Source organism: Pseudomonas sp. HLMP (assembly GCF_046365545.1).
Lineage (GTDB): Bacteria > Pseudomonadota > Gammaproteobacteria > Pseudomonadales > Pseudomonadaceae > Aquipseudomonas > Aquipseudomonas guariconensis_B.
Window position 1 is genome coordinate 2,791,224 of record NZ_JBDLLR010000001.1, and the last position, 20,576, is coordinate 2,811,799.

Consider the following 20,576-nt stretch of genomic DNA (forward strand, 5'->3'; position numbering starts at 1 on the left):
CTTAGCGGTCCACGTCAGCCATAACGAAGTCGATACTGCCCAGGTACGCGATGAGGTCGGCGACCATGCTGCCGCGGATCACCGAAGGGATCTGCTGCAGGTGCGCGTAGCTCGGGGTGCGGATCCGGGTGCGGTAGCTCATGGTGCCGCCATCGCTCGTCAGGTAGTAACTGTTGATGCCCTTGGTCGCCTCGATCATCTGGAACGACTCGTTGGCCGGCATGACCGGGCCCCACGAGACTTGCAGGAAGTGCGTGATCAGGGTCTCGATGTGCTGCAGGGTGCGCTCTTTCGGTGGCGGCGTGGTCAGCGGGTGATCCGCCTTGTACGGGCCTTCCGGCATGTTGCGCAGGCACTGGTCGATGATGCGGATGCTCTGGCGCATCTCCTCGACGCGGACCATGCAGCGATCGTAGGCATCGCCGTTGTGGGCCAGCGGGACTTCGAACTCGAAATTCTCGTAGCCGGAGTAGGGGCGCGCCTTGCGCAGGTCGAAGTCGCAACCGGTGGACCGCAGGCCGGCGCCGGTGGTGCCCCACTCCAGGGCTTCCTTGGTGTTGTAGGCGGCAACGCCGATGGTCCGGCCGCGCAGGATGCTGTTCTGCAGGGCGGCCTTTTCGTATTCGTCCAGGCGCTTGGGCAGCCAGTCGACGAAGTCCTTGACCAGCTTGTCCCAGCCGCGTGGCAGGTCGTGGGCGACACCGCCGATGCGGTACCAGGCCGGGTGCAGGCGGAAACCGGTGATCGCCTCGATCACGGTGTAGGCGCGCTGGCGGTCGGTGAAGGTGAAGAACACCGGGGTCATGGCGCCGACGTCCTGGATGTAGGTACCCAGGAACAGCAGGTGGCTGGTGATCCGGAAGAACTCGGCCAGCATCACGCGGATGGTGTCGACCTTCTCCGGCACCTTGATGCCGGCCAGCTTCTCGACGGCCAGTACGTACGGCAGGTTGTTCATCACCCCGCCGAGGTAGTCGATACGGTCGGTGTAGGGGATGAAGCTGTGCCAGGACTGGCGTTCGGCCATCTTCTCGGCGCCACGGTGGTGGTAGCCGATGTCCGGGACGCAGTCGACGATCTCTTCGCCGTCCAGCTGCAGGACGATACGGAAGGCACCGTGGGCGGATGGGTGGTTGGGGCCGAGGTTGAGGAACATGTAGTCCTCGTGGGTACCGTGGCGCTTCATGCCCCAGGCTTCGGGGTTGAAGCGTGCCGATTCCTCTTCGAGCTGCTGCTTGGCCAGGTTCAGGCTGTACGGGTCGAACTCGGTGGCGCGCGCCGGGAAGTCCTTGCGCAGCGGGTGGCCTTCCCAGGTCGGCGGCATGAGGATGCGCGACAGGTGCGGGTGGCCGGCGAAGTCGATGCCGAACATGTCCCAGACTTCGCGCTCGTACCAGTTGGCGTTGGGCCAGATGCTGGTGACCGACGGCAGGTTCAGGTCGCCCTCGCTGAGCGAAACCTTGATCATCACGTCGCTGTTACGCTCGACCGACAGCAGGTGGTAGAACACGCTGAAGTCGGCGGCCGGCAGGCCACGGCGCTGGGTGCGCAGGCGTTCGTCGACGCCATGCAGGTCGTACAGCATGCTGTACGGCTTGGCGACGTTGCGCAGGAAGCTGAGGACGTCTTTGAGCTGGGCGCGGTTCACCCACAGGACCGGCATGCCGGTGCGGGTTTCCTGGGCGACGAATGCCTCGGCGCCAAAACGATTGTGCAGTTCGACGACCACATCCTGGTCGTCAGCCTTGTAAGGCGGAATATAAATAGCGGTGTCCGCTGTCATGGTCTCGGTCGCTTTGAGTCAACGTAGAGAATGAAGCCAGGCCGCCGGCTCCTTCGGGAGCGGGCGGCATGTCGCTGGATCAGACTTCGTCGGGGCTGCGCAGGTTGGTGACCTGGATGCGCTGTTCACGACGCAGGTCTTTCTGGGCGGGCATCTCGGCACGATAAATGCCTTGATCGCCGACGACCCAGGAAAGCGGGCGTCGCTCCTGGCCGATCGACTCCTGCAGCAGCATCAGGCCTTGCAGGAAAGCTTCGGGGCGAGGCGGGCAGCCAGGCACGTAGACGTCCACGGGGAGGAACTTGTCGACCCCCTGAACGACCGAGTAAATGTCGTACATGCCACCGGAGTTGGCACACGAGCCCATGGAAATCACCCACTTCGGCTCGAGCATCTGCTCGTACAGGCGCTGGATGATCGGCGCCATCTTGATGAAGCAGGTACCGGCGATGACCATGAAGTCGGCCTGGCGCGGCGAGGCCCGGATGACTTCGGCGCCGAAGCGGGCGATGTCGTGGGGCGCCGTGAAGGCCGTGGTCATTTCCACGTAGCAGCAGGACAGGCCGAAGTTGTACGGCCAGAGGGAGTTCTTGCGACCCCAGTTGACCGCGCCACGCAGCACATCTTCGAGCTTGCCCATGAAGATGTTCTTGTGGACCTGGTCCTCTAGCAGCTGATCGGTGACGGTTTCCCGATCACCGACAGGATACTGCTCGTTGGGCGCATCCGGATCGATTCTGGTGAGATTGTATTGCATGCCAAAGCCTCATTGTTTCAGCTTCGCTTGCCGCTTGCGGCGACCCTCGGGCGCCCAATCGAGCGCCCCGACCCGCCAAAGGTAGACAAGACCTGCCAACAGAATTGCTATGAAAACGAGTGCTTCGACGAATCCGGTCCAGCCGCTTTCGCGCACCGACACGGACCATGCAAAGAGAAAGAGGGCTTCGATATCGAAGATCACGAACAGCATCGCGACCAGATAGAATTTGGCGGACAGGCGCAGGCGGGCGCTGCCGACGGGCAGCATGCCCGATTCGAAGGGTTCGTTCTTGGCGCGACCCCAAGCCTTGCTGCCGAGCAGGCTGGAGAGGCCGAGCATGAAGGCGCACAGGCCGACGACACCCAGGAGGAAGATGGCAAAGCCCCAGTTGTGGGCGATGAGTCCTGCCGAATCGGACATGTTGGAAATCCTTATACAGAGACCCAGCTCTGCAGTCTGAAATAAGTAGAGCGGCGACTCGGTGTCGCGGATGCAGTGACCAAATGTCGCAGCTGAATCAATCGCGCTGATTTTATGGGTAAACCCACAGCAAGTAAAATTTCTGTGGCAAATTTATTCGTAGGATTAAGAACAAAAATCTTTCGTAAATGGCTGAAAGCCTTGAGTTTCGGGCATTGCGCATGCTTTTGTTAATTATGTTTCTTGCGTGGCGTAATGACTGGGCATCATCGTAATGATAATTAATTTCATTTAACTTGGCGTTCGACATTCTAAGAGGGCCGAATCTTGCAAAGTTCACTGCGCGTCCTCGCTGCATTGCAAATGCGAAAGGCTCTCGTTCTAGCAGTTGCGCGCGTCACCTGCACCGCTCTGGATCAATGCTTTATCGATTGAGCTCCCGTTGGCCAGCAGAGAGCATATATAGAAGAGGTAGTGGCCAGGGCCAGAACGGCCTGTCGGTTTGGGAGGCAGCCCAAGTGACAGTGCTGCTTCAAGCATAGACATAGATGTCGATCCGTGCGCTGCACTTGTAGCAGGTGTTCTCCAATGCGGGTCAGGCAAGGCCGCTCAACTGCTGTTCGGGGCTGTGCAGCAGCCCCACGATGTCGCCTCGCTAGCGGGGTTGAATGCCAGTGTGACAGGTGGTTCTGTATACACCGCCAGCAAGCACGCGTTAGTTGGTATGACTAGAGCGGTCGCGAAGGAGTATGCCCCTTATGGCGTGCGGGCCAATGCTGTCTGTCCGGGCTTTGTGTCAACACCATTGGCAGAACAGGTGTTGGGGAACAAGTTTGATGCGGTACGCGCCTCGCAGCCTATGGCGAGAGTTTGTGAGGCCCATGAAGTCGCTGAGCTTGTGTACTGGCTTAGCTCCGAAGCAGCTTCTTTCGTGACTGGCGTGGCGGTGCCAATAGACGGTGGATTCCGGGCTTAGAGTTTCCTCGGCGTTTTCATGGAGCGTCTGCATTTAAGACCTACGTCATCGCTGTTGGGTGGCCTCAAGTAGGTCTGACCCTGGTTTTTGCACTGGCCTGTCCCGGCCTCTTCGCGGGTAAGCTACCCGCGAAAGGGCCGGTGCAGACAAAATGAAAGGCCCAAGGCTTTCACAAGCCCCGGGCCTTTGTTCAACAGCAACCCACTATCAGTGGAACTGCTCTTCCTCGGTCGAGCCGGTCAGTGCCGTCACCGACGAAGCACCACCCTGGATCACGGTGGTCATGTCGTCGAAGTAGCCGGTGCCGACTTCCTGTTGGTGCGCCACGAAGGTGTAACCCTTGCTGGCGTCGGCGAATTCCTGCTCCTGCAGCTTCACGTAGGCGGTCATGTCGTTGCGGGCGTAGTCGTGCGCCAGGTTGAACATGCCGTGCCACATGTTGTGGATGCCCGCCAGGGTGATGAACTGGTGCTTGTAGCCCATGGCCGACAGCTCGCGCTGGAACTTGGCGATGGTGGCGTCGTCCAGGTTCTTCTTCCAGTTGAAGGACGGCGAGCAGTTGTACGACAGGATCTGGTCCGGGTACTCCTTCTTGATCGCCTCGGCGAAGCGGCGAGCTTCCTCCAGGTCCGGCTTGGCGGTTTCGCACCAGATCAGGTCGGCGTACGGGGCGTAGGCCAGGCCGCGGGAAATGGCCTGGTCGAGGCCGGCGCGTACCTTGTAGAAGCCTTCACGGGTGCGCTCGCCAACCACGAACGGCTGGTCGTACGGGTCGCAGTCGCTGGTCAGCAGGTCAGCGGCGTTGGCGTCGGTGCGGGCCAGGATGATGGTCGGCACGCCGGCGACGTCTGCAGCCAGGCGAGCGGCGACCAGTTTCTGCACGGCTTCCTGGGTCGGCACCAGGACCTTGCCGCCCATGTGACCGCATTTTTTCACCGAGGCCAGCTGGTCTTCGAAGTGCACGCCGGCGGCGCCTGCTTCGATCATGTTCTTCATCAGCTCGTAGGCGTTCAGCACGCCGCCAAAACCGGCCTCGGCGTCAGCCACGATCGGTGCGAAGTAGTCGACGTAGCCATCGTCGCCCGGGTTCTTGCCGGCTTTCCACTGGATCTGGTCGGCGCGTCGGAAGGCGTTGTTGATACGCTTGACCACGGTGGGGACCGAGTCGACCGGATACAGCGACTGGTCAGGGTACATGGACTCGGCCGAGTTGTTGTCGGCGGCCACCTGCCAACCGGACAGGTAGATGGCCTGGATGCCGGCCTTCACCTGCTGGACTGCCTGGCCGCCGGTCAGGGCGCCCATGCAGTTGACGAAATCTTTCTCGGGGCGGAAGGACGGGTGGGCACCTTCGGTGACCAGCTTCCACAGTTTTTCTGCACCCAGGCGGGCCAGGGTGTGCTCCGGCTGCAGGGAACCACGCAGACGCACGACATCGGCGGCGGTGTAGGTACGGGTCACGCCTTTCCAGCGCGGGTTCTCGGCCCAGTCTTTCTCAAGGGCTGCAATTTGCTGTTCGCGTGTCAGTGCCATGGAAATAAAACCTCGTCGCATCAGTCTTGGTGAAGTAAGTGCTTGTGCTCGGCGCGGATCGGAGGCTTGGCGGCCTTGCTCGGCGGAAGGGCGACTGCGAACGGGGAGGCTCGAAGGGGAAGGGGGGCAGGCCGGGCGAGGTGTGGCGACAGGTCGGCTCGTGGTTGCCTCGCTGTATGGCGACAGGACTGCCGGGTACTGCGGTGATGCGCTTCCGTCCCTCGGGACAACTTCTTCGTTGCAGTCGCAATCCCGTCGAACCGCCTTGTGGGCCGTATGGACACGAGACGCCCCCAGGGGTGGGAGGAGCGCATCTCGAAGGCCCTTGCCAGGGCCTCTGATTAGCGGGAGCGAGGCCATCATGCCCTTGGGAAAAAGTGCCTGTCAAATGTTTTGTAGTGGTTTTTTTCTATTACTACATCCTTGGTCTAATACGACTCTCTGGTCAGTTTCAAGGCCCTGGGTCGAGGCCTTGAATTGCCTGGGATCACTCCAGAAGGTCGACTTTGACGCGCAGTGTTGTGTTTTCACCGCGCTGCGTGCTGTAGCTGAGGCTCGAGGCGTTACGTTCGGCCTGGCTCTGCTGGTTGTACCCCGCCAGGGGGATCCACTCGCCGAGCTTGCCGGTGACCGTCGTGTCGGTGCTCTGGACTTTTACTACATCCTGACGTTCGCTGCTGATCCTGTCGTTATTGCTGCTTATTTGCAGACGAACCGTATCTCCGCTCAGGTTCGGGGTGACGTAGAAACCCTGGGTGACATTACGGTATTCGGTATCGCTCTGGATGCGTCCGTAACCATCGGTATGGGTGCTGGTGATGGGGATGCTCTGGCCCACCTGGATCAACGCGGGCACACCCTCGCTGGCCTGGATCTGCTGTAGGCCGCCGTCGCGATTGGCGGTGCCGTAGCGGATGATCCGCGCGTTGCCGCGGTTGTCCTGGAAATTGCTGTCGTTGTTGTCGACGCTGATCAACAGGCGCTTGGGGGCGGTGTCGAGTTGTTGCAGCAGGGCGCGCAGGTCGTCGATGCGCTCGGGGCTGGCATTGACGATCAGCTTGTTCTCGAAGGCGCTGACGCTGCCGTCCTTGCCCAGGAAGGACTGGACGGTGGGCAACAGTTCGGCGCTGGTGCGGTGCTGCAGCGCCAGCACCTCGGTGGCGGCCTGGGCGGCGAGGCTGGCGGCCAGCAGCAGGGAAGCGATGAGGGGGCGTAGCGGCATGTCCATGATCTCCGCAGGTGGAATGATCATGATGGCAAATTTGTCGAGGGTGTGCCGGGTGTGGATCACAGGGCAGGGTGGTTTTGCTTGATTTTGGTTGCCTGCGAGGCGCTATGAACCTTTGCGCTCACCTGGCAGTCGCAGCAAAAGAAGACCACGGGACCGCCTGCATGAAGTGCGCTTTCGCCTTGCTGCCCTGCCTGTTCATGGCCGCCGCCCTGGCGGCGCAGGACACGTTGCGCATCAAGCACCTGCAACGCTGTGACGATTTGCTGGGCACAGGCCCGCAACTGTGGTGCCTGCGCACCCAAGGCCTGGGGTCGGGCACGCCGGCGGTCTGGTTCGGCGATACGCAACTGCCTGGTGCGAGCATCGAGCGCCAGGGTGACATGCTGAAACTGAAACTCGACGCCTCCCGGCAGCGCAGTGCTCCGCTCTGGATCGAATCCGCCGGCCAGAAAAGCAACCCCGTCTGGCTCACTCGCCAGCGCAGCCATGTGGTCGCTGCCGGCCCGCACGAAGTGGCGAAGAACATGGACGGCCTGACCACCTACCTCGACCTGGTCAGCCTGCTGATCGAGGAAAAGCACGATGGCGAGCGGCAGGCCCGGCGTATCGCCGACAAGTACGGTGCCCAGGTGGTGGGTGCCATTCCCCCGCTGAACGTCTACCAGCTGCGTTTGCCGGTGCGCGACCTGGTGCAGCGCGATGCCATGATCCTGCGCATGGGCAGCGAAACCAGTGTCGATGCCGTGATCATCGAGGAGTCCGCCCCTGAGCGGGGCGAGGAGGGTGGCGGGCGCAGCGCCGGGGCGCTCAGCCAGGCGGACGAGTGGGCAGCCAACCGATTCATGGATGCACTCTATTACTACCAGCGGCGAGTTCCCGCGGCGTCGCTGCCGGTCAAGCCCGTACGCATTGGCGTGATCGAGCGCGAGGTGGATTTCGACGCGCCGGCCTTCGCCGGCTACCGCGGCCCCTGCGCGCCAGGGCGGACCTGCCTCTACGCGCGCGATGGCGAGCGCGCCGAAAGCCATGGCAGCCATGTCGCCGGCATCCTCGCCGCCCAGGGCGAAGGCGTGCAGGGTGGCTTCCTGCCTGGCCTCGGCAAGCCTAGCCCAGGGTTCGAGGTAATCGTCGAGCGCAACGCGGACGCAGGCGTCACGGCCAACATCGCCGCCTCGGTCAACCTGGTGGAGGATGGTGCCCGGGTGCTGAACTGGAGTTGGGGCATCCACCGGGTCGGCACGAAGGATGTCGCGGGCAACGAGGTGGATTCGCTGGTGCGCTCAGGGCTGGCCATGAGTGGCTACGAGGAGCTGCTGGAAGAGTTCTTTCTCTGGCTGCGCGCCCGCCACCCGGACGTGGTGGTGGTCAACTCGGCGGGCAACGGCGCCTCGTGGTCCGGTACCGACGAGTACCGCCTGCCGTCGTCGTTCATCACCGAGCAGTTGCTGGTGGTCGGCGGTCACCAGCGCAGCGACCAGGACGTTCCGGTCGAGGATCCCGCCCATGTGCGCAAGCGCCGCAGCTCCAATATCGACATGCGCGTGGATGTCAGCGCCGCTGCCTGCCTGCGTGCGGCGCAGGCGCGCAAGGCCCATTGCGGCACCTCCTACGCCACGCCGCTGGTGACGGCCACGGTGGCGGCGATGCTGTCGATCAACCCGGACCTGACGCCGGAGCAACTACGCATGTTGCTGCGACGCAGTGCCCTGACCCTGGGAACGGATCAGGATTTCGAAGCCATGGACGCCGAAGACCTGACCGCGCCGATCTTGCCTTCGGAGCGCAACGGCCGGCTCAACCACCCCGATCTGGGGCGTTCGGCGCGGCTGGACATGCAGCGCGCCCTGGATCTGGCGGTGCAGAGCCGTGAACGGGTGCGTTGAGTGGCGTTGCGGTGGCCGCTGTCGGACAAATTCCGTAACATCCCGACCCGCGATTTTCTCGCTTGGGCAGCGGGCCCGACTCCTGGACTGGAATGGGCCGCGTTTGCGTTCGCCATACCACAGGATACCCATGAAACCCGCCAGACTCCGTGCCGACGTGCTCGCCGGCCTCACCACCTCCTTCGCCCTGGTGCCCGAGTGCATCGCCTTTGCCCTGGTGGCGCACCTGAACCCGCTCATGGGCCTGTACGGTGCCTTCATCATCTGCACCCTGACCGCCCTGTTCGGCGGCCGCCCCGGCATGATCTCCGGCGCTGCTGGCTCCATGGCGGTGGTGATCGTCGCCCTGGTAGTGCAGCACGGCGCCCAGTACCTGCTGGCCACGGTGCTGTTGGGCGGGGGGCTGATGATCCTGTTCGGTGCGCTGCGCCTGGGCAAGTTGGTGCGTCTGGTGCCGTACCCGGTGATGCTCGGCTTCGTCAACGGCCTGGCCATCGTCATCGCCCTGGCCCAGTTGGAGCACTTCAAGCAGGGCGAGCAATGGCTCAGTGGCACGCCTTTGTACCTGATGATCGGCCTGGTGGCCTTGACCATGCTGGTGGTCTACGTCCTGCCGAAGCTGACTCGCGCCGTCCCGCCGGCGCTGATCGCCATCCTCGGCGTGGGCCTGCTGGTCTATCTGCTCGGCCTGCCGACCCGCACCCTCGGCGACATGGCGCATATCGCCGGTGGCCTGCCGCAGTTGGCATTGCCGGACGTGCCGTGGAACCTGGAGACCCTCAGGATCATCGCTCCCTACGCCCTGCTGATGGCCATGGTTGGTCTGCTGGAAACCCTGCTGACCCTCAACCTCACCGACGAGGTCACCGAGAGCCGTGGCTACCCCGACCGCGAGTGCGTGGCGTTGGGTGCGGCGAACATGGTCTCGGGCCTGTGCGGCGGCATGGGCGGCTGCGCGATGATCGGGCAGACCATGATCAACCTGAGTTCCAATGGCCGTGGCCGGCTGTCGGGCGTGGTGGCCGGGGTGATGATCCTGCTGTTCGTGTTGTTCCTGTCGCCGCTGATCGAGCGTATTCCGCTGGCGGCGCTGGTGGGCGTGATGTTCGTGGTGGCCCAGCAGACCTTCGCCTGGGCCTCGCTGCGGGTGCTGCACAAGGTGCCGGCGAGCGACGTGCTGGCGATCGTCGCGGTGACCGTGGTCACGGTGTTCACCGACCTGGCCACCGCCGTGCTGTTCGGTATCGTCATCGCCGCGGTCAACTTCGCCTGGCAACATGCCCGCGAGCTGTATGCCGAAAGCCACGAGGACGGCGAGGGCGGCAAGGTCTACCAGGTGCACGGCACGCTGTTCTTCGCCTCGACCACGCCGTTTCTCAACCAGTTCGATCCGGCGGGGGACCCGGCCAGCGTGACCCTGGATTGCAAGCACCTGAGTGTCGTCGACTACTCGGCGATCGCTGCACTGAAGACCCTGCGCGAGCGCTATGCCAAGGCGGGCAAGCACCTGCGGGTAGTGCACCTGTCGGAGCGCTGCCGGACGTTGCTCAGGCGGGCAGGGGAGCAGCACTGACGTTTCAGGGGCTGCAAAGCAGCCCCAAGGGCGCAACTGCCCTACAGGCTCACTCTCCGCGGCTCTTCTTGACGATCGCCTCGGCGATGCTCGCCGGCGCCTCGGCATATTTGGTGAACTCCATCGAGTAGCTGGCCCGCCCCTGGGTCATCGAGCGCATGTCGGTGGAGTAGCCGAACATCTCGCCCAACGGCACCTCGGCGCGGATCACCTTGCCGGCAGGGCTGTCTTCCGAGCCCTGGATCATGCCGCGCCGGCGGCTCAGGTCGCCCATGATGTCGCCCAGGTACTCTTCGGGGGTGACCACCTCGACCTTCATCACCGGCTCCAGCAGCACCGCACCGCCTTTCTGCGCCAGCTGCTTGGTGGCCATGGACGCCGCGATCTTGTAGGCCATCTCGTTGGAGTCGACGTCGTGGTAGGAGCCGTCGTACACCGCCGCCTTCAGGCCGATCAGCGGGTAGCCGGCCAGCACGCCGTTCTGCATCTGTTCCTCGATGCCCTTCTGGATCGCCGGGATGTACTCGCGCGGTACCACGCCGCCGACGATCTCATTGACGAACTCCAGGCCTTCCTTGCCTTCCTCGCCAGGGGCGAAACGGATCCAGCAATGGCCATACTGGCCACGCCCGCCGGACTGGCGGACGAAGCGGCCCTCGATCTCGCAGGTGTTGCGGATCTTCTCGCGGTAGGCCACCTGGGGCTTGCCGATATTGGCCTCGACATTGAACTCGCGGCGCATGCGGTCGACGATGATGTCCAGGTGCAGCTCGCCCATGCCGGAAATGATCGTCTGGCCGGTCTCCTCGTCGGTCTTGACGCGGAACGACGGGTCTTCCTGGGCGAGCTTGCCCAGGGCGATGCCCATCTTCTCCTGGTCGGCCTTGGTCTTGGGCTCCACCGCCACGGAAATCACCGGGTCGGGGAAGTCCATGCGTTCGAGGATGATCGGCTTGTTCATGTCGCACAGGGTATCGCCGGTGGTGACATCCTTCATGCCGATCAGGGCCGCGATGTCGCCGGCGCAGACGTTCTTGATCTCGGCGCGCTGGTTGGCGTGCATCTGCACCATGCGCCCGACCCGTTCCTTCTTGCCCTTGACCGAGTTGAGCACCGCATCGCCGGAGCTGAGCACGCCGGAGTAGACCCGGGCGAAGGTCAGGGTGCCGACGAAGGGGTCGGTGGCGATCTTGAAGGCCAGCGCCGAGAACGGCTCGTTGTCGTCGGCATGACGTTCCAGGTGCTTGTTCTCGTCGTCCGGGTCGACCCCTTTGATCGCCGGGATCTCGGTGGGGGCGGGCAGGTAGTCGATCACCGCGTCGAGCATCAGCGGCACGCCCTTGTTCTTGAACGACGAACCGAGGATGGTCGGCACGATCTCGTTGGCCAGGGTGCGCTGGCGCAGGCCGGCCTTGATCTCCTCGATGCTCAGCTCCTCGCCTTCGAGGAACTTCACCGTCAGCTCGTCGTTGGCCTCGGCAGCGGCCTCGACCATGTGCGCGCGCCACTCCTCGGCCAGGGCGCGCAGCTCGTCAGGGATCTCTTCCTCGCGGTAGCTGGTGCCCTGGTCGGCGTCGTTCCAGTAGATGGCCTTCATCTTCACCAGGTCGATCTGCCCGGCGAAGTGCTCCTCGCTGCCGATGGCCAGCTGGATCGGCACCGGATGGTGGCCCAGGCGCTGGTCGATCTGGCGGACCACGCGCAGGAAGTCGGCGCTCTGGCGGTCCATCTTGTTGATGTAGGCCAGGCGCGGCACGTGGTACTTGTTGGCCTGGCGCCAGACCGTCTCGGATTGCGGCTCGACCCCGTCGGCGCCGCTGAACACCACCACCGCGCCGTCGAGCACGCGCAGCGAGCGCTCCACCTCGATGGTGAAATCGACGTGGCCGGGGGTGTCGATGATATTGAAGCGGTACCTGTCGGCGAACTGCTTGGCCGAGCCCTGCCAGAACGCCGTGGTGGCCGCCGAGGTGATGGTGATGCCGCGCTCCTGCTCCTGGGCCATCCAGTCCATGGTGGCGGCGCCATCATGCACCTCGCCCATCTTGTGGTTGACCCCGGTGTAGAACAGGATGCGTTCGGTGGTGGTGGTCTTGCCGGCATCGACGTGGGCGACGATGCCGATGTTGCGGTACAGCTCGATGGGGGTTGTGCGGGCCATGGTCAGTCACCTGCGGGTGAGCGGATTCTCCCAAGGTAGCAGACCGGGAGAATCCTGCCGTTCCGCCGGGCGGGCGCGCTTGACTCAGTCGGCCAGGGCCTGCAGTTGCCAGTGGCCGTCGGCCTCGCGGGCCAGGCCGCTGGCCGGCAGCAGGGCCAGCAGGCGTTCATGCAGGGCCGCCTCGGTGAAGGACTTGACGGTGGCCAGGTCCAGTTCGCCGGCCAGGGGCAACTCGCGCTTGGTGTACGACAGCCAGGCCTTCTTCAGGGCCAGGAGTACGTCGCTGGCGGCGGTGTTGGCGAAGCGGCGGTGCAGCGGGCGGCCGTCCAGTTCGAAGGTATGGCGGTGGCTGTAGCCGCTTTCGTCGCCCCCAGTCTCGCCACAGCGGTGACAGCGGCAGGGGCCGTCGCCGAAGGCGTTGCGCAGGTAGGCGTTGAAGTCCACGACGGGCTTGAGGGACAGGCGTTTGTCGACCTCGAACAGGTCGGCGATCAGGGGTTCTTCGGCGCTCACTCGGGATCCTCGTGTGGTGTGGCGTGCATCGGCAGGCACCCTAACAGATCGGGGCGCGGGAGACCATGTGACGGGCAGGCGCGATGATCGTCGGTAGTACCGGCCCATTCGCGGGCAAGCCCGCTCCCACAAGGTGCGGTGGCCACCACGAATGATGCGGCTTGCAGGGCCGTGTGGGAGCGGGCTTGCCCGCGAAGAAGCCGGTAGAGACAACGGCTGGCCGCTGCCGTACCCTACGCATCCCGGTGCCCAGGCGCCCCCTTTTCGATGAGGCAACCCGATTGAGCAAGTACCCCTATATCGCCACCGTGACCGTCAGCAGCGAAACCCGCGGAGGCGAGGCCGAGGCGGTCGAGAACCCGGCCGTGCGCGTGGGCCTGGAAGCGGTGAGCGAAACGCTCAAGAAGGTGCACTTCGTCGGCACCCTGGCGGCGCCCGACAATGCCACTCACATCTGCGTGACCCTGGAGAACGGCCTGACCTACTACGGCCCGATCGTCAACGGCCACGCCGAACTCGAAGGCGGCTGGATCGCCTTCGAGTCCGACATGCTCACCCCGCAGGAATTGGGTCTCTAACGGCTTCAGCCCAACTCCGCCAGGCACTGCCCGAGGATATCCAGGCCTTCCTCGAGCACCTCGGGCTCGATGGTCAGCGGCGCCAGCAGGCGGATGATGTGCCGCGCCTTGCCGCTGGGCATCAGCAGCAGGCCCTTGCCGCGTGCCGCTTCCAGTACCTTGGCCAGCAGTGCCGGAGCCGGGCTGCCATCGGCATTGACCAGCTCGATGCCGCGCATGGCCCCGGTGCCGGTCAGGCGACCCAGCGCGGCCATCGATCCGCACGCCTTCCAGCGTGCGTAGTGCGCGACGATCGCCTGCTCCTGGCGTTCGCCCCAGGTGGCGATGTTCGCGTCGCTCATCTGCGCCAGGCTGGCCAGCGCCGCCGCGCAGGCGATCGGGTTGCCCGAATAGGTACCGCCCAGGCCGCCCTTGGGCAGTGCGTCCATCAGGTGCTTGCGACCGACCACCGCGCCCAGCGGCATGCCGCCGGCGATGCTCTTGGCCAGCAACAGCAGGTCTGGCTCGATCCCCAGGCGGGGGAAGGCGAAGCGCTGGCCGGTGCGGCCGAAGCCGGATTGGATCTCGTCGATGATGACCAGGATCCCATGCGTGTCGCAGAAGCGCCGCAGTGCCTGGGCGAAGGCCGGGTCCAGGGCGAGGAAGCCGCCTTCGCCCTGCACCGGTTCGAAGATGAAGGCGGCCACGTCCTCGACCGCCAGCTCGACGCTGAACAGCCGCTCCATGGCCTTGAGGGCCTGCTCGCAGGTCACCCCGGTGTCGGCGCTGGGGTAGGGCAGGTGGTAGACCGGGCCGGGCAAATCGCCGACCCGCTGCTTGTACGGCGCGACCTTGCCGTTGAGGTTCAGGGTGGCCAGGGTGCGGCCATGGAAGCCGCCGTCGAAGGCGACGATGGCGCGCTTGCCGGTGGCGCCACGGGCCACCTTCAGTGCGTTCTCTGCCGCCTCCGCGCCGCTGTTGGTGAGCATGCCCGCCAGTGGGTAGCCGACCGGCACGAACTGGCGCAGACGTTCCATCAGTTCCTGGTACGGGCCATGGGGGGCGGCGTTGAAGGCGTAGTGGGTCAGGCGCGCGGCCTGGGCCTGGATCGCCTCGACCACGGCGGGGTTGCAATGGCCCAGGTTGAGTACGCCGATGCCGCCGACGAAGTCGATGTAGCGCTTGCCGTCGGTATCCCAGACTTCGGCATTGCGGCCATGGGAAAGTGTAATGGGATGAACGATGGCGATAGACTGACTGATACTTTCCGGGTTCATGTGCACGCGGCTCTTTGTTCAAATTTCTTATTATCGAAGCGTGCCGCGACAGTATTGCGCAAACGAATTATTCGATTACGGTCATTCCACTGATTCTTGATGTGGTGAGGTTCATCGCTGGCCCCAGCTCAATCCCCCTCGGCCACCCGCTCCAGGATCCACTGCACGAACGCCCGGACTTTCGGCACCTCGGCCGCATGCTCGGCATGGGCGACGAAGTGCTTGCCATTGCTCGGCACCGGATGGTCCCAGGCCACCACCAACTTGCCTTCGGCCAGCTCCTCGGCCACCAGGTAGCGGGGGATCAGGGCGATGCCGCAACCGGCGATGGCCGCGCGGATGCACAGGTAGAAGGTGTCGAAGCGGGGCCCGTGGTAGCTGTTCTGGCTGTGCAGGCCCAGGCCCAGGAACCATTCGTGCCAGGCCTCCGGCCGCGAGGCGCACTGCAACAGGCGATGCTCGGTGAGGGCTTCGGCACTGTCGAAGCGGTATTGCTGGCGCAGCTGTGGCGCGCACACCGGTACCACCTCCTCGCTGAACAGCTCGATGCAGGTCGCCCCGGGCCAGGTGCCCTGGCCGAAGAAGAAGGCGATGTCGGCCTTGGCCTGCACCAGGTCGAAAGGCTCCAGCTCGTTGCGGATATCCAGGTGGATGCGCGGATGACGCTCGCCGAACCCCTTGAGCCTGGGCACCAGCCAGCGGGCGCCGAAGGTCGGCTGGGTGGCGATGCGCAGCACCTCGGTCTCGTCGCCGTAGCTGAGGATGTAGCGGCTGGAGATGTCGATCTGGGTGAGGATCTTGTTCACCTCGGTCAGGTACAGGGCCCCGGCCGGGGTCAGGTGCAGGCGCCGCCGGATGCGCTGGAACAACGGGTGCGAAAGCATGTCCTCGAGCTGCGCCACCTGCTTGCTGACCGCGCTCTGGGTCAGGTGCAGTTCCTGCGCCGCACGGGTGAAGCTCAGGTGGCGGGCAGCGGCTTCGAAGCACTGCAGGGCGGTGGTCGAGGGCATCAGGCGTTTGGACATGAGGGGCGCTACCGAGCAAAAAAGGAAGAAGTTCATTCCGATATGGAATCATGTGTTTCGAAAAGGTCGTTTGTTGACCCCGTCCTAAAAGATTAATACTGACCTGCATCAATGATGACAACCGTTGTTCGATGCAGGAGAAAACAACATGACCGTCGAACTTTCCAGATATACCGCTCCCTTGTAGGCACGCGGCACACCCGCATCTACAGGGCAGCGTGAAGCCCCAGAACAACAAGAAACAGCAGCAAAAACCTACAAGAATCTGCTCCGACCTTTCAGCCGCCCCTTGCGGCGGCCGACCCATTCGAGGGTTCCCCATGGCTTCGCTACAACACAAGAAACAGCGTTCGCTGCAACACGGCCTGACGTCGCGCCAGGTTTCCATGATTTCCATCGCCGGCATCATCGGCGCCGGCCTGTTCATCGGCTCCTCCAACGCCATTGCCACCGCCGGCCCGGCCATCCTCATTTCCTATGCCATGACCGGCCTGCTGGTGCTGCTGGTGATGCGCATGCTCGGCGAAATGGCCATCGCCAACCCCAACAGCGGCTCGTTCTCCACCTACGCCGCCGAGGCCATCGGCCCCTGGGCGGGCTTTACCATCGGCTGGTTGTACTGGTGGTTCTGGGTGCTGATCATCCCGGTCGAGGCCATCGCCGGTGCCGACATCCTCCACGCCTACTTCCCGGCTGTGCCGTCCTGGCTGTTCGCCTTTCTGATCATGCTCGTGCTGTCGGGTACCAACCTGATCAGCGTGAAGAACTTCGGGGCCTTCGAGTATTGGTTCGCCCTGGTCAAGGTGGTCGCCATCCTGGCCTTCATCGGCATCTGCAGCATGGCCGTGTTCGGTGTCTGGCCGTTGGCCGAGAGGTCCGGGGTCAGCCAGCTGTGGGCCAACGGCGGCTTCATGCCCAACGGTTTCGGCACGGTCCTGGGCGGCGTATTGATCACCATCTTCTCGTTCTTCGGCGCCGAGATCGTCACCATCGCCGCCGACGAGACGGCCAACCCCAAGGAGAAGATCCGCCGCGCCACCAACCTGGTGGTGTACCGCATCGCCATCTTCTACCTGGCGTCGATCTTCCTGGTGGTCTCGCTGGTGGCTTGGAACGACCCCGGCCTGAAGGCGGTCGGTTCCTTCCAGCGGGTGCTGGAGGTGCTCAACGTGCCGGGGGCCAAGCTGCTGGTCGACCTGGTGGTGCTGGTGGCGGTCACCAGCTGCATGAACTCCGGGCTCTATACCGCCTCACGCATGCTTTACTCCCTGGGCGCCCGCGGTGAAGCGCCGGCCATGATCCGGCGTATCTCCGGCAACGGCGTGCCGACCATCGCCGTGGCCCTGTCGACCCTGGCGGGCTTCGCTGGCTGCTTTGTCAACTATGTGTTCCCCGGCAAGGTCTTCGGCTTCTTGCTGTCCACCACCGGTGCCATCGCCTTGCTGGTGTACCTGGTGATCGCCGTGTCGCAACTGCGCATGCGTGCCCGCGCCGATCGCGATGGCACCCAACTGGCGCTGAAGATGTGGTTGTTTCCCTGGCTCACCTGGTTGGTGATCGGCACCATCGTCATGGTCCTGGGCTACATGCTGTTCAGCGATGCGTACCGCTACGAGACCTTGATGACCGCCGGGGTGACCTTGTTCATCCTGCTGATCTCGCTGACCCGGCGCCGCACGGGGGCGGCGGCCACCCAGGCGGTCTGAGCCTGACGCGGGGCTGCTGTGCAGCCCACAGGGCTTTTCCGTTGGCGCCAGCGGGGCAGGGCGCTACCATCGGCGACGGCATTTCTTCCCATTCCAACAAGCACAGGAAGCTTATGAACGCACACGCCCTTTCCATCCAGGAGCTGGCCGCCCCCGAAGGCACCTGCTATGGCTGCGGCTGCTCCCACCCCAGCGGCCTGCACGTCAAGAGCCATTGGGACGCCGACGGTATCCACCTGGTGTGCCGTCACGCTCCCGACGGCAGCTTCGTCGGCTGGCCTGGGCTGGTCTATGGCGGCCTGCTGGCCATGCTGGTCGACTGCCATTCCAACTGGACCGCCATGGCCTACCACTACCGTGCCGAAGGCCGCGAGCCGGGCAGCCTGCCGCGCATCGATTGCGTCACCGGCACGCTCAGCCTGACCTACCTCAAGCCCACCCCCATGGGCGTCGAGTTGCTGCTCAAGGCACGGGTGGAAGGCGAAGTAGGGCGCAAGAGCCGGGTGATCTGCGAGGTGTGGGCCGGCGATGTGCTGACCGTCAGCGCCGACTCGGTGTTCGTCCGCGTCGATACCGAGAAGCTCAAGCTCAAGGCCCACGGGCAGGCTTGAATGGCCCCGTTGGCCTCGGGCCAGGGCACGCAAGCCTGGCAGCAGGGGAGCCATTCGTTACCCGGGCGTGATTTCGGCCGGTGAACGCCCTAGGCTGGTAAGGACAGGATGCTGCAGGAGAAGACGATGATTCGTTGCAAGCGTGTCTATGAGCCAGCCGAAGCGAGCGATGGCCAGCGGGTATTGGTCGACCGCCTGTGGCCACGCAACAAGCGCAAGGACGACCTGCACGGGGAGTGGCTGCGCGAGGTGGCGCCGTCCAACGAACTGCGCAAGGCGTTCCACCACGGCGAGGTGGATTTCGCCGGGTTCACCCAGCGCTACCAGCAGGAGCTGGCCGCCCATCCCGAGCATTGGTATCCGTTGCTGGACCTGGCGGGCAAGGGCGACCTGACCCTGCTGTATGCCGGCAAGGACACCGAGCACAACAATGCCCGTGTGCTGGCCGACTGGCTGGAGGACGAGCTGGACCGGCGCGGGCCGGGCAGTTCGCCGGTGTGCTATGCCCCTTAGGGCCGTTGCCGGCCTTGGCGCCGCGTGGCATGCCGAGGGAGACATGCCATGCCCCTTCGCTTGAGCCCTGCCAGCGACACCCACCTGAGCTTCGCCCGCGACCTTACCCGCCGGGCCATGCTGCCTTATTACCGGGAATTCGACCTGCTGTGGATCGAGGAAGCCTTCGATGAGGCCTGGACCTGGCGCGAACAGTGGCTGGTCATGGACGGCGACGAGCTCTTGGGGTTCTGCAGCCTCAGCCAGGATCGCCAGGCGCTGTTCATCCGCGAATTGCACCTGCTGCCCACGCACCGTGGGCGCGGGGTCGGCAGTTGGGTGTTGGAGACACTGGCCGGCTGGGCAGCGCAGCGGCAGTTGCCGTTATTGCGCCTGATGGTGTTCAAGACCAACCCGGCACGGCAGTTGTACCGGCGCCGGGGCTTCATCGAGATGGGCGAGGACGAGTGCTTCGTGCGCATGCAGCGTGCGATCGACTGAGGGAATGCCGACAGGCCTGTGGAAGCAGGCAAGCCCGCTCCCGAACCCCGTCAGCCAACCGTTCTCTGCGCAGTCACGTTCTACTCAATGAGTCACGTGGTGTTCTATCGTCCCTCACGGCCAGCGCACCCGCGCGGTGCCGCCCTGGCGTACCGTGGCCTCCAGGAGCCTGGCCTGCAACGGCAGCAGGTCGCCGATCAACAGGTTCTGTAGCAGCGGCTTGCCATCGAAACTGTTGCCACCCAGCGCCACCTCGCGTACCCCTTCGACCCGCACCACCGCCTTGCCGACCTGGCCCAGGCGATTGCCGCTGAGCAGCAGCGGGCCGGGCAGGGGAGTGGCGTTGCGCAGGCTGACGGCATACTCCGGGGTATTGCCGATACGGTTGCCCACCAACGCCAGGGCGCCGACGTCGCTGGCATCCACGGCGGTGCCTTGGCTGCTGGCCAGCAGGTTGTCGTCGATCAGCAAGGGGGCTGCCGAGGTCGGCGCGAGGTTGCGCAACTGGATGCCATTGCCGCGGCTGTCGCCGATACGGTTGCTCGCCAGCAGCACCGCGCCCTGTTGTTCGCTGATCTCGATGGCGGCCTTGCCGGCGCCGAGGATCAGGTTGTCTTCCAGCAGGGCGCGGGTCTGCCCGCGCAGGCGTACGCCACTGTTGTTGTCGATGCCGCGCAACTGGTTGCCGCGAAGGCTCAGCTGGCTGTCGCGAACGTCGATGGCGTATTGCTGGGACTGTTCGAACTGGCTGGTGCTGATGGTCGCCTGGCTGTGTTGCAGCTCCACGGCGGTGGACAGCTCGCTGAACCGGCTGTCGCGGATCAGCACGGTCGCCAGGCGGCTGCCAGCAGGCTGCTGGGGGCTCAGCGCGGTGGTCAGTCCACGGGACAGGTTGGCGTTGTAGCCCAGGCGCCTGAGCGTCGAGCCGATCACCTGGGTGTGGCTGCCGGCCCAGGCTACCACGAACGGTCGCCAGGCACGGTCGGTATTGCCTGGCTTGTCGCCCGCCACGCTTTCCAGGCTCGACTGGTTCAGCCCCAGCCAGCCCTGGTTGATCAGCGCCGTGCCAGAAAAACTGTAGAGGTACAGGCTGGTTCCTTCGAGCACCAGGCCTGCGTCGGGACCGATCAGCAGCGGGTAGCTGAGCAGGTAGCCGTCCTTGTAGCGGCGCAGGATGCGCGGGTTGGCGAGGGCGTCGTTCAACTGCGCCAGGGTGATGCTGCCACCGCGCAGCATCACCACCTGCGGGTGGTGCGCCTGGTAGCCCGCGATGGCACGGAACAAGCCATTGTTGACGAACGGCTCGAAGGGCCAACTGCCGGCCTGGGACGAGAACATCGGTTGCAGGCTGACGCTGGCACGGCCAGCCGGGCGCGGCCGCTCGGCCTGGGCGAAGGTCACCGCCTGGCGCGCTTGCTGGCGCAGGGTCAGCACCTGCCGTTGGTGTTCCTCCGGCGTCAGGGCATCCACCGTCTGGTTGACCGGCAACGCCTGGCTACCGGCCTGGGCGGTGCCGGCCAGCAGCAGGGCAGCCAGGCAGGTGAGGGAAAAGCGGGCGAGGAGGGCCATGGTTA

The 20,576-nt window shown here is 64.5% G+C and carries 18 protein-coding genes; 8 read left to right on the top strand and 10 right to left on the bottom strand.

The features are described from left to right. Window position 1 precedes the first annotated feature (1 nt). The 3 genes from nuoC to ABFA30_RS13045 form a co-directional block, all read right to left on the bottom strand. Complete coding sequence (gene nuoC / locus ABFA30_RS13035) at window positions 2–1,783, bottom strand: NADH-quinone oxidoreductase subunit C/D (RefSeq protein WP_225788449.1); 1,782 nt, start codon at window positions 1,781–1,783, stop codon at window positions 2–4. Window positions 1,784–1,862: 79 nt separating this feature from the next. Further along, window positions 1,863–2,540: a NuoB/complex I 20 kDa subunit family protein gene (locus tag ABFA30_RS13040; RefSeq protein WP_225788448.1), complete on the bottom strand. Its 678-nt coding sequence runs from the start codon at window positions 2,538–2,540 to the stop codon at window positions 1,863–1,865. A 9-nt stretch (window positions 2,541–2,549) separates the two neighbouring features. Continuing rightward, a complete protein-coding gene (locus ABFA30_RS13045; RefSeq protein WP_003251427.1) occupies window positions 2,550–2,963 on the bottom strand; it encodes an NADH-quinone oxidoreductase subunit A in 414 nt (137 codons plus the stop codon). A 628-nt stretch (window positions 2,964–3,591) separates the two neighbouring features. Here ABFA30_RS13045 and ABFA30_RS13050 point away from each other — a divergent pair. Next, on the top strand, window positions 3,592–3,939 hold the full coding sequence (locus tag ABFA30_RS13050; protein ID WP_225788447.1) for an SDR family NAD(P)-dependent oxidoreductase: 348 nt from the start codon (window positions 3,592–3,594) through the stop codon (window positions 3,937–3,939). Window positions 3,940–4,146: 207 nt separating this feature from the next. On the opposite strand, the gene aceA is transcribed toward ABFA30_RS13050, so the two are convergent. Next, window positions 4,147–5,472 carry an isocitrate lyase gene (gene aceA, locus ABFA30_RS13055; protein WP_225788446.1) on the bottom strand — a complete coding sequence of 442 codons (1,326 nt, stop codon included), beginning with the start codon at window positions 5,470–5,472 and terminating at the stop codon, window positions 4,147–4,149. Between the two features lie 487 nt (window positions 5,473–5,959). Further along, window positions 5,960–6,694 carry a secretin N-terminal domain-containing protein gene (locus ABFA30_RS13060; protein ID WP_410045526.1) on the bottom strand — a complete coding sequence of 245 codons (735 nt, stop codon included), beginning with the start codon at window positions 6,692–6,694 and terminating at the stop codon, window positions 5,960–5,962. Window positions 6,695–6,864: 170 nt separating this feature from the next. Here ABFA30_RS13060 and ABFA30_RS13065 point away from each other — a divergent pair, with 170 nt between their 5' ends. Together ABFA30_RS13065 and ABFA30_RS13070 are read left to right on the top strand one after the other, a co-directional pair. Further along, complete coding sequence (locus ABFA30_RS13065; protein WP_410045527.1) at window positions 6,865–8,586, top strand: S8/S53 family peptidase; 1,722 nt, start codon at window positions 6,865–6,867, stop codon at window positions 8,584–8,586. A gap of 130 nt (window positions 8,587–8,716) precedes the next feature. Then, complete coding sequence (locus tag ABFA30_RS13070) at window positions 8,717–10,159, top strand: SulP family inorganic anion transporter (protein WP_225788443.1); 1,443 nt, start codon at window positions 8,717–8,719, stop codon at window positions 10,157–10,159. Between the two features lie 49 nt (window positions 10,160–10,208). Here the strand turns inward: ABFA30_RS13070 and fusA are convergent, their stop codons facing one another. Continuing rightward, window positions 10,209–12,320: an elongation factor G gene (gene fusA / locus ABFA30_RS13075; protein WP_410045528.1), complete on the bottom strand. Its 2,112-nt coding sequence runs from the start codon at window positions 12,318–12,320 to the stop codon at window positions 10,209–10,211. Between the two features lie 84 nt (window positions 12,321–12,404). After that, on the bottom strand, window positions 12,405–12,833 hold the full coding sequence (locus tag ABFA30_RS13080; RefSeq protein WP_225788441.1) for a hypothetical protein: 429 nt from the start codon (window positions 12,831–12,833) through the stop codon (window positions 12,405–12,407). 281 nt (window positions 12,834–13,114) lie between these two features. On the opposite strand from ABFA30_RS13080, the gene ABFA30_RS13085 reads away from it, so the two are divergent. After that, window positions 13,115–13,411: a hypothetical protein gene (locus ABFA30_RS13085; RefSeq protein WP_225788440.1), complete on the top strand. Its 297-nt coding sequence runs from the start codon at window positions 13,115–13,117 to the stop codon at window positions 13,409–13,411. 5 nt (window positions 13,412–13,416) lie between these two features. Here the strand turns inward: ABFA30_RS13085 and ABFA30_RS13090 are convergent, their stop codons facing one another. After that, window positions 13,417–14,667, bottom strand: coding sequence for an aspartate aminotransferase family protein (locus ABFA30_RS13090; RefSeq protein WP_410045529.1), 1,251 nt, complete (start codon window positions 14,665–14,667; stop codon window positions 13,417–13,419). A 128-nt stretch (window positions 14,668–14,795) separates the two neighbouring features. After that, window positions 14,796–15,692: a transcriptional regulator GcvA gene (gcvA, locus tag ABFA30_RS13095; protein ID WP_225788438.1), complete on the bottom strand. Its 897-nt coding sequence runs from the start codon at window positions 15,690–15,692 to the stop codon at window positions 14,796–14,798. Between the two features lie 320 nt (window positions 15,693–16,012). Here gcvA and ABFA30_RS13100 point away from each other — a divergent pair, with 320 nt between their 5' ends. From ABFA30_RS13100 to ABFA30_RS13115, 4 genes are all read left to right on the top strand, one after another. Next, on the top strand, window positions 16,013–17,398 hold the full coding sequence (locus ABFA30_RS13100) for an amino acid permease (protein WP_253080457.1): 1,386 nt from the start codon (window positions 16,013–16,015) through the stop codon (window positions 17,396–17,398). A 113-nt stretch (window positions 17,399–17,511) separates the two neighbouring features. Then, the gene (locus ABFA30_RS13105) at window positions 17,512–18,009 is read left to right on the top strand and encodes a PaaI family thioesterase (RefSeq protein ID WP_225788436.1); all 498 of its coding nucleotides are present in this window, start codon (window positions 17,512–17,514) and stop codon (window positions 18,007–18,009) included. Between the two features lie 126 nt (window positions 18,010–18,135). Then, window positions 18,136–18,522, top strand: coding sequence for a DUF488 domain-containing protein (locus tag ABFA30_RS13110; protein WP_225788435.1), 387 nt, complete (start codon window positions 18,136–18,138; stop codon window positions 18,520–18,522). A gap of 48 nt (window positions 18,523–18,570) precedes the next feature. After that, window positions 18,571–19,002: a GNAT family N-acetyltransferase gene (locus ABFA30_RS13115; RefSeq protein WP_225788434.1), complete on the top strand. Its 432-nt coding sequence runs from the start codon at window positions 18,571–18,573 to the stop codon at window positions 19,000–19,002. Between the two features lie 114 nt (window positions 19,003–19,116). Here ABFA30_RS13115 and ABFA30_RS13120 read toward each other — a convergent pair whose 3' ends face one another. Continuing rightward, the gene (locus ABFA30_RS13120; protein WP_253080458.1) at window positions 19,117–20,571 is read right to left on the bottom strand and encodes a right-handed parallel beta-helix repeat-containing protein; all 1,455 of its coding nucleotides are present in this window, start codon (window positions 20,569–20,571) and stop codon (window positions 19,117–19,119) included. Window positions 20,572–20,576 lie beyond the last annotated feature (5 nt).

Bases quoted from the DNA above. Each gene is read 5' to 3' on its own strand.
- nuoC (WP_225788449.1), bottom strand. From the start codon at position 1,783: ATGACAGCGGACACCGCTATTTATATTCCGCCTTACAAGGCTGACGAC.
- ABFA30_RS13040 (WP_225788448.1), bottom strand. From the start codon at position 2,540: ATGCAATACAATCTCACCAGAATCGATCCGGATGCGCCCAACGAGCAG.
- ABFA30_RS13045 (WP_003251427.1), bottom strand. From the start codon at position 2,963: ATGTCCGATTCGGCAGGACTCATCGCCCACAACTGGGGCTTTGCCATC.
- aceA (WP_225788446.1), bottom strand. From the start codon at position 5,472: ATGGCACTGACACGCGAACAGCAAATTGCAGCCCTTGAGAAAGACTGG.
- ABFA30_RS13060 (WP_410045526.1), bottom strand. From the start codon at position 6,694: ATGCCGCTACGCCCCCTCATCGCTTCCCTGCTGCTGGCCGCCAGCCTC.
- ABFA30_RS13065 (WP_410045527.1), top strand. From the start codon at position 6,865: ATGAAGTGCGCTTTCGCCTTGCTGCCCTGCCTGTTCATGGCCGCCGCC.
- ABFA30_RS13070 (WP_225788443.1), top strand. From the start codon at position 8,717: ATGAAACCCGCCAGACTCCGTGCCGACGTGCTCGCCGGCCTCACCACC.
- fusA (WP_410045528.1), bottom strand. From the start codon at position 12,320: ATGGCCCGCACAACCCCCATCGAGCTGTACCGCAACATCGGCATCGTC.
- ABFA30_RS13090 (WP_410045529.1), bottom strand. From the start codon at position 14,667: ATGAACCCGGAAAGTATCAGTCAGTCTATCGCCATCGTTCATCCCATT.
- gcvA (WP_225788438.1), bottom strand. From the start codon at position 15,692: ATGTCCAAACGCCTGATGCCCTCGACCACCGCCCTGCAGTGCTTCGAA.
- ABFA30_RS13100 (WP_253080457.1), top strand. From the start codon at position 16,013: ATGGCTTCGCTACAACACAAGAAACAGCGTTCGCTGCAACACGGCCTG.
- ABFA30_RS13105 (WP_225788436.1), top strand. From the start codon at position 17,512: ATGAACGCACACGCCCTTTCCATCCAGGAGCTGGCCGCCCCCGAAGGC.
- ABFA30_RS13110 (WP_225788435.1), top strand. From the start codon at position 18,136: ATGATTCGTTGCAAGCGTGTCTATGAGCCAGCCGAAGCGAGCGATGGC.
- ABFA30_RS13115 (WP_225788434.1), top strand. From the start codon at position 18,571: ATGCCCCTTCGCTTGAGCCCTGCCAGCGACACCCACCTGAGCTTCGCC.
- ABFA30_RS13120 (WP_253080458.1), bottom strand. From the start codon at position 20,571: ATGGCCCTCCTCGCCCGCTTTTCCCTCACCTGCCTGGCTGCCCTGCTG.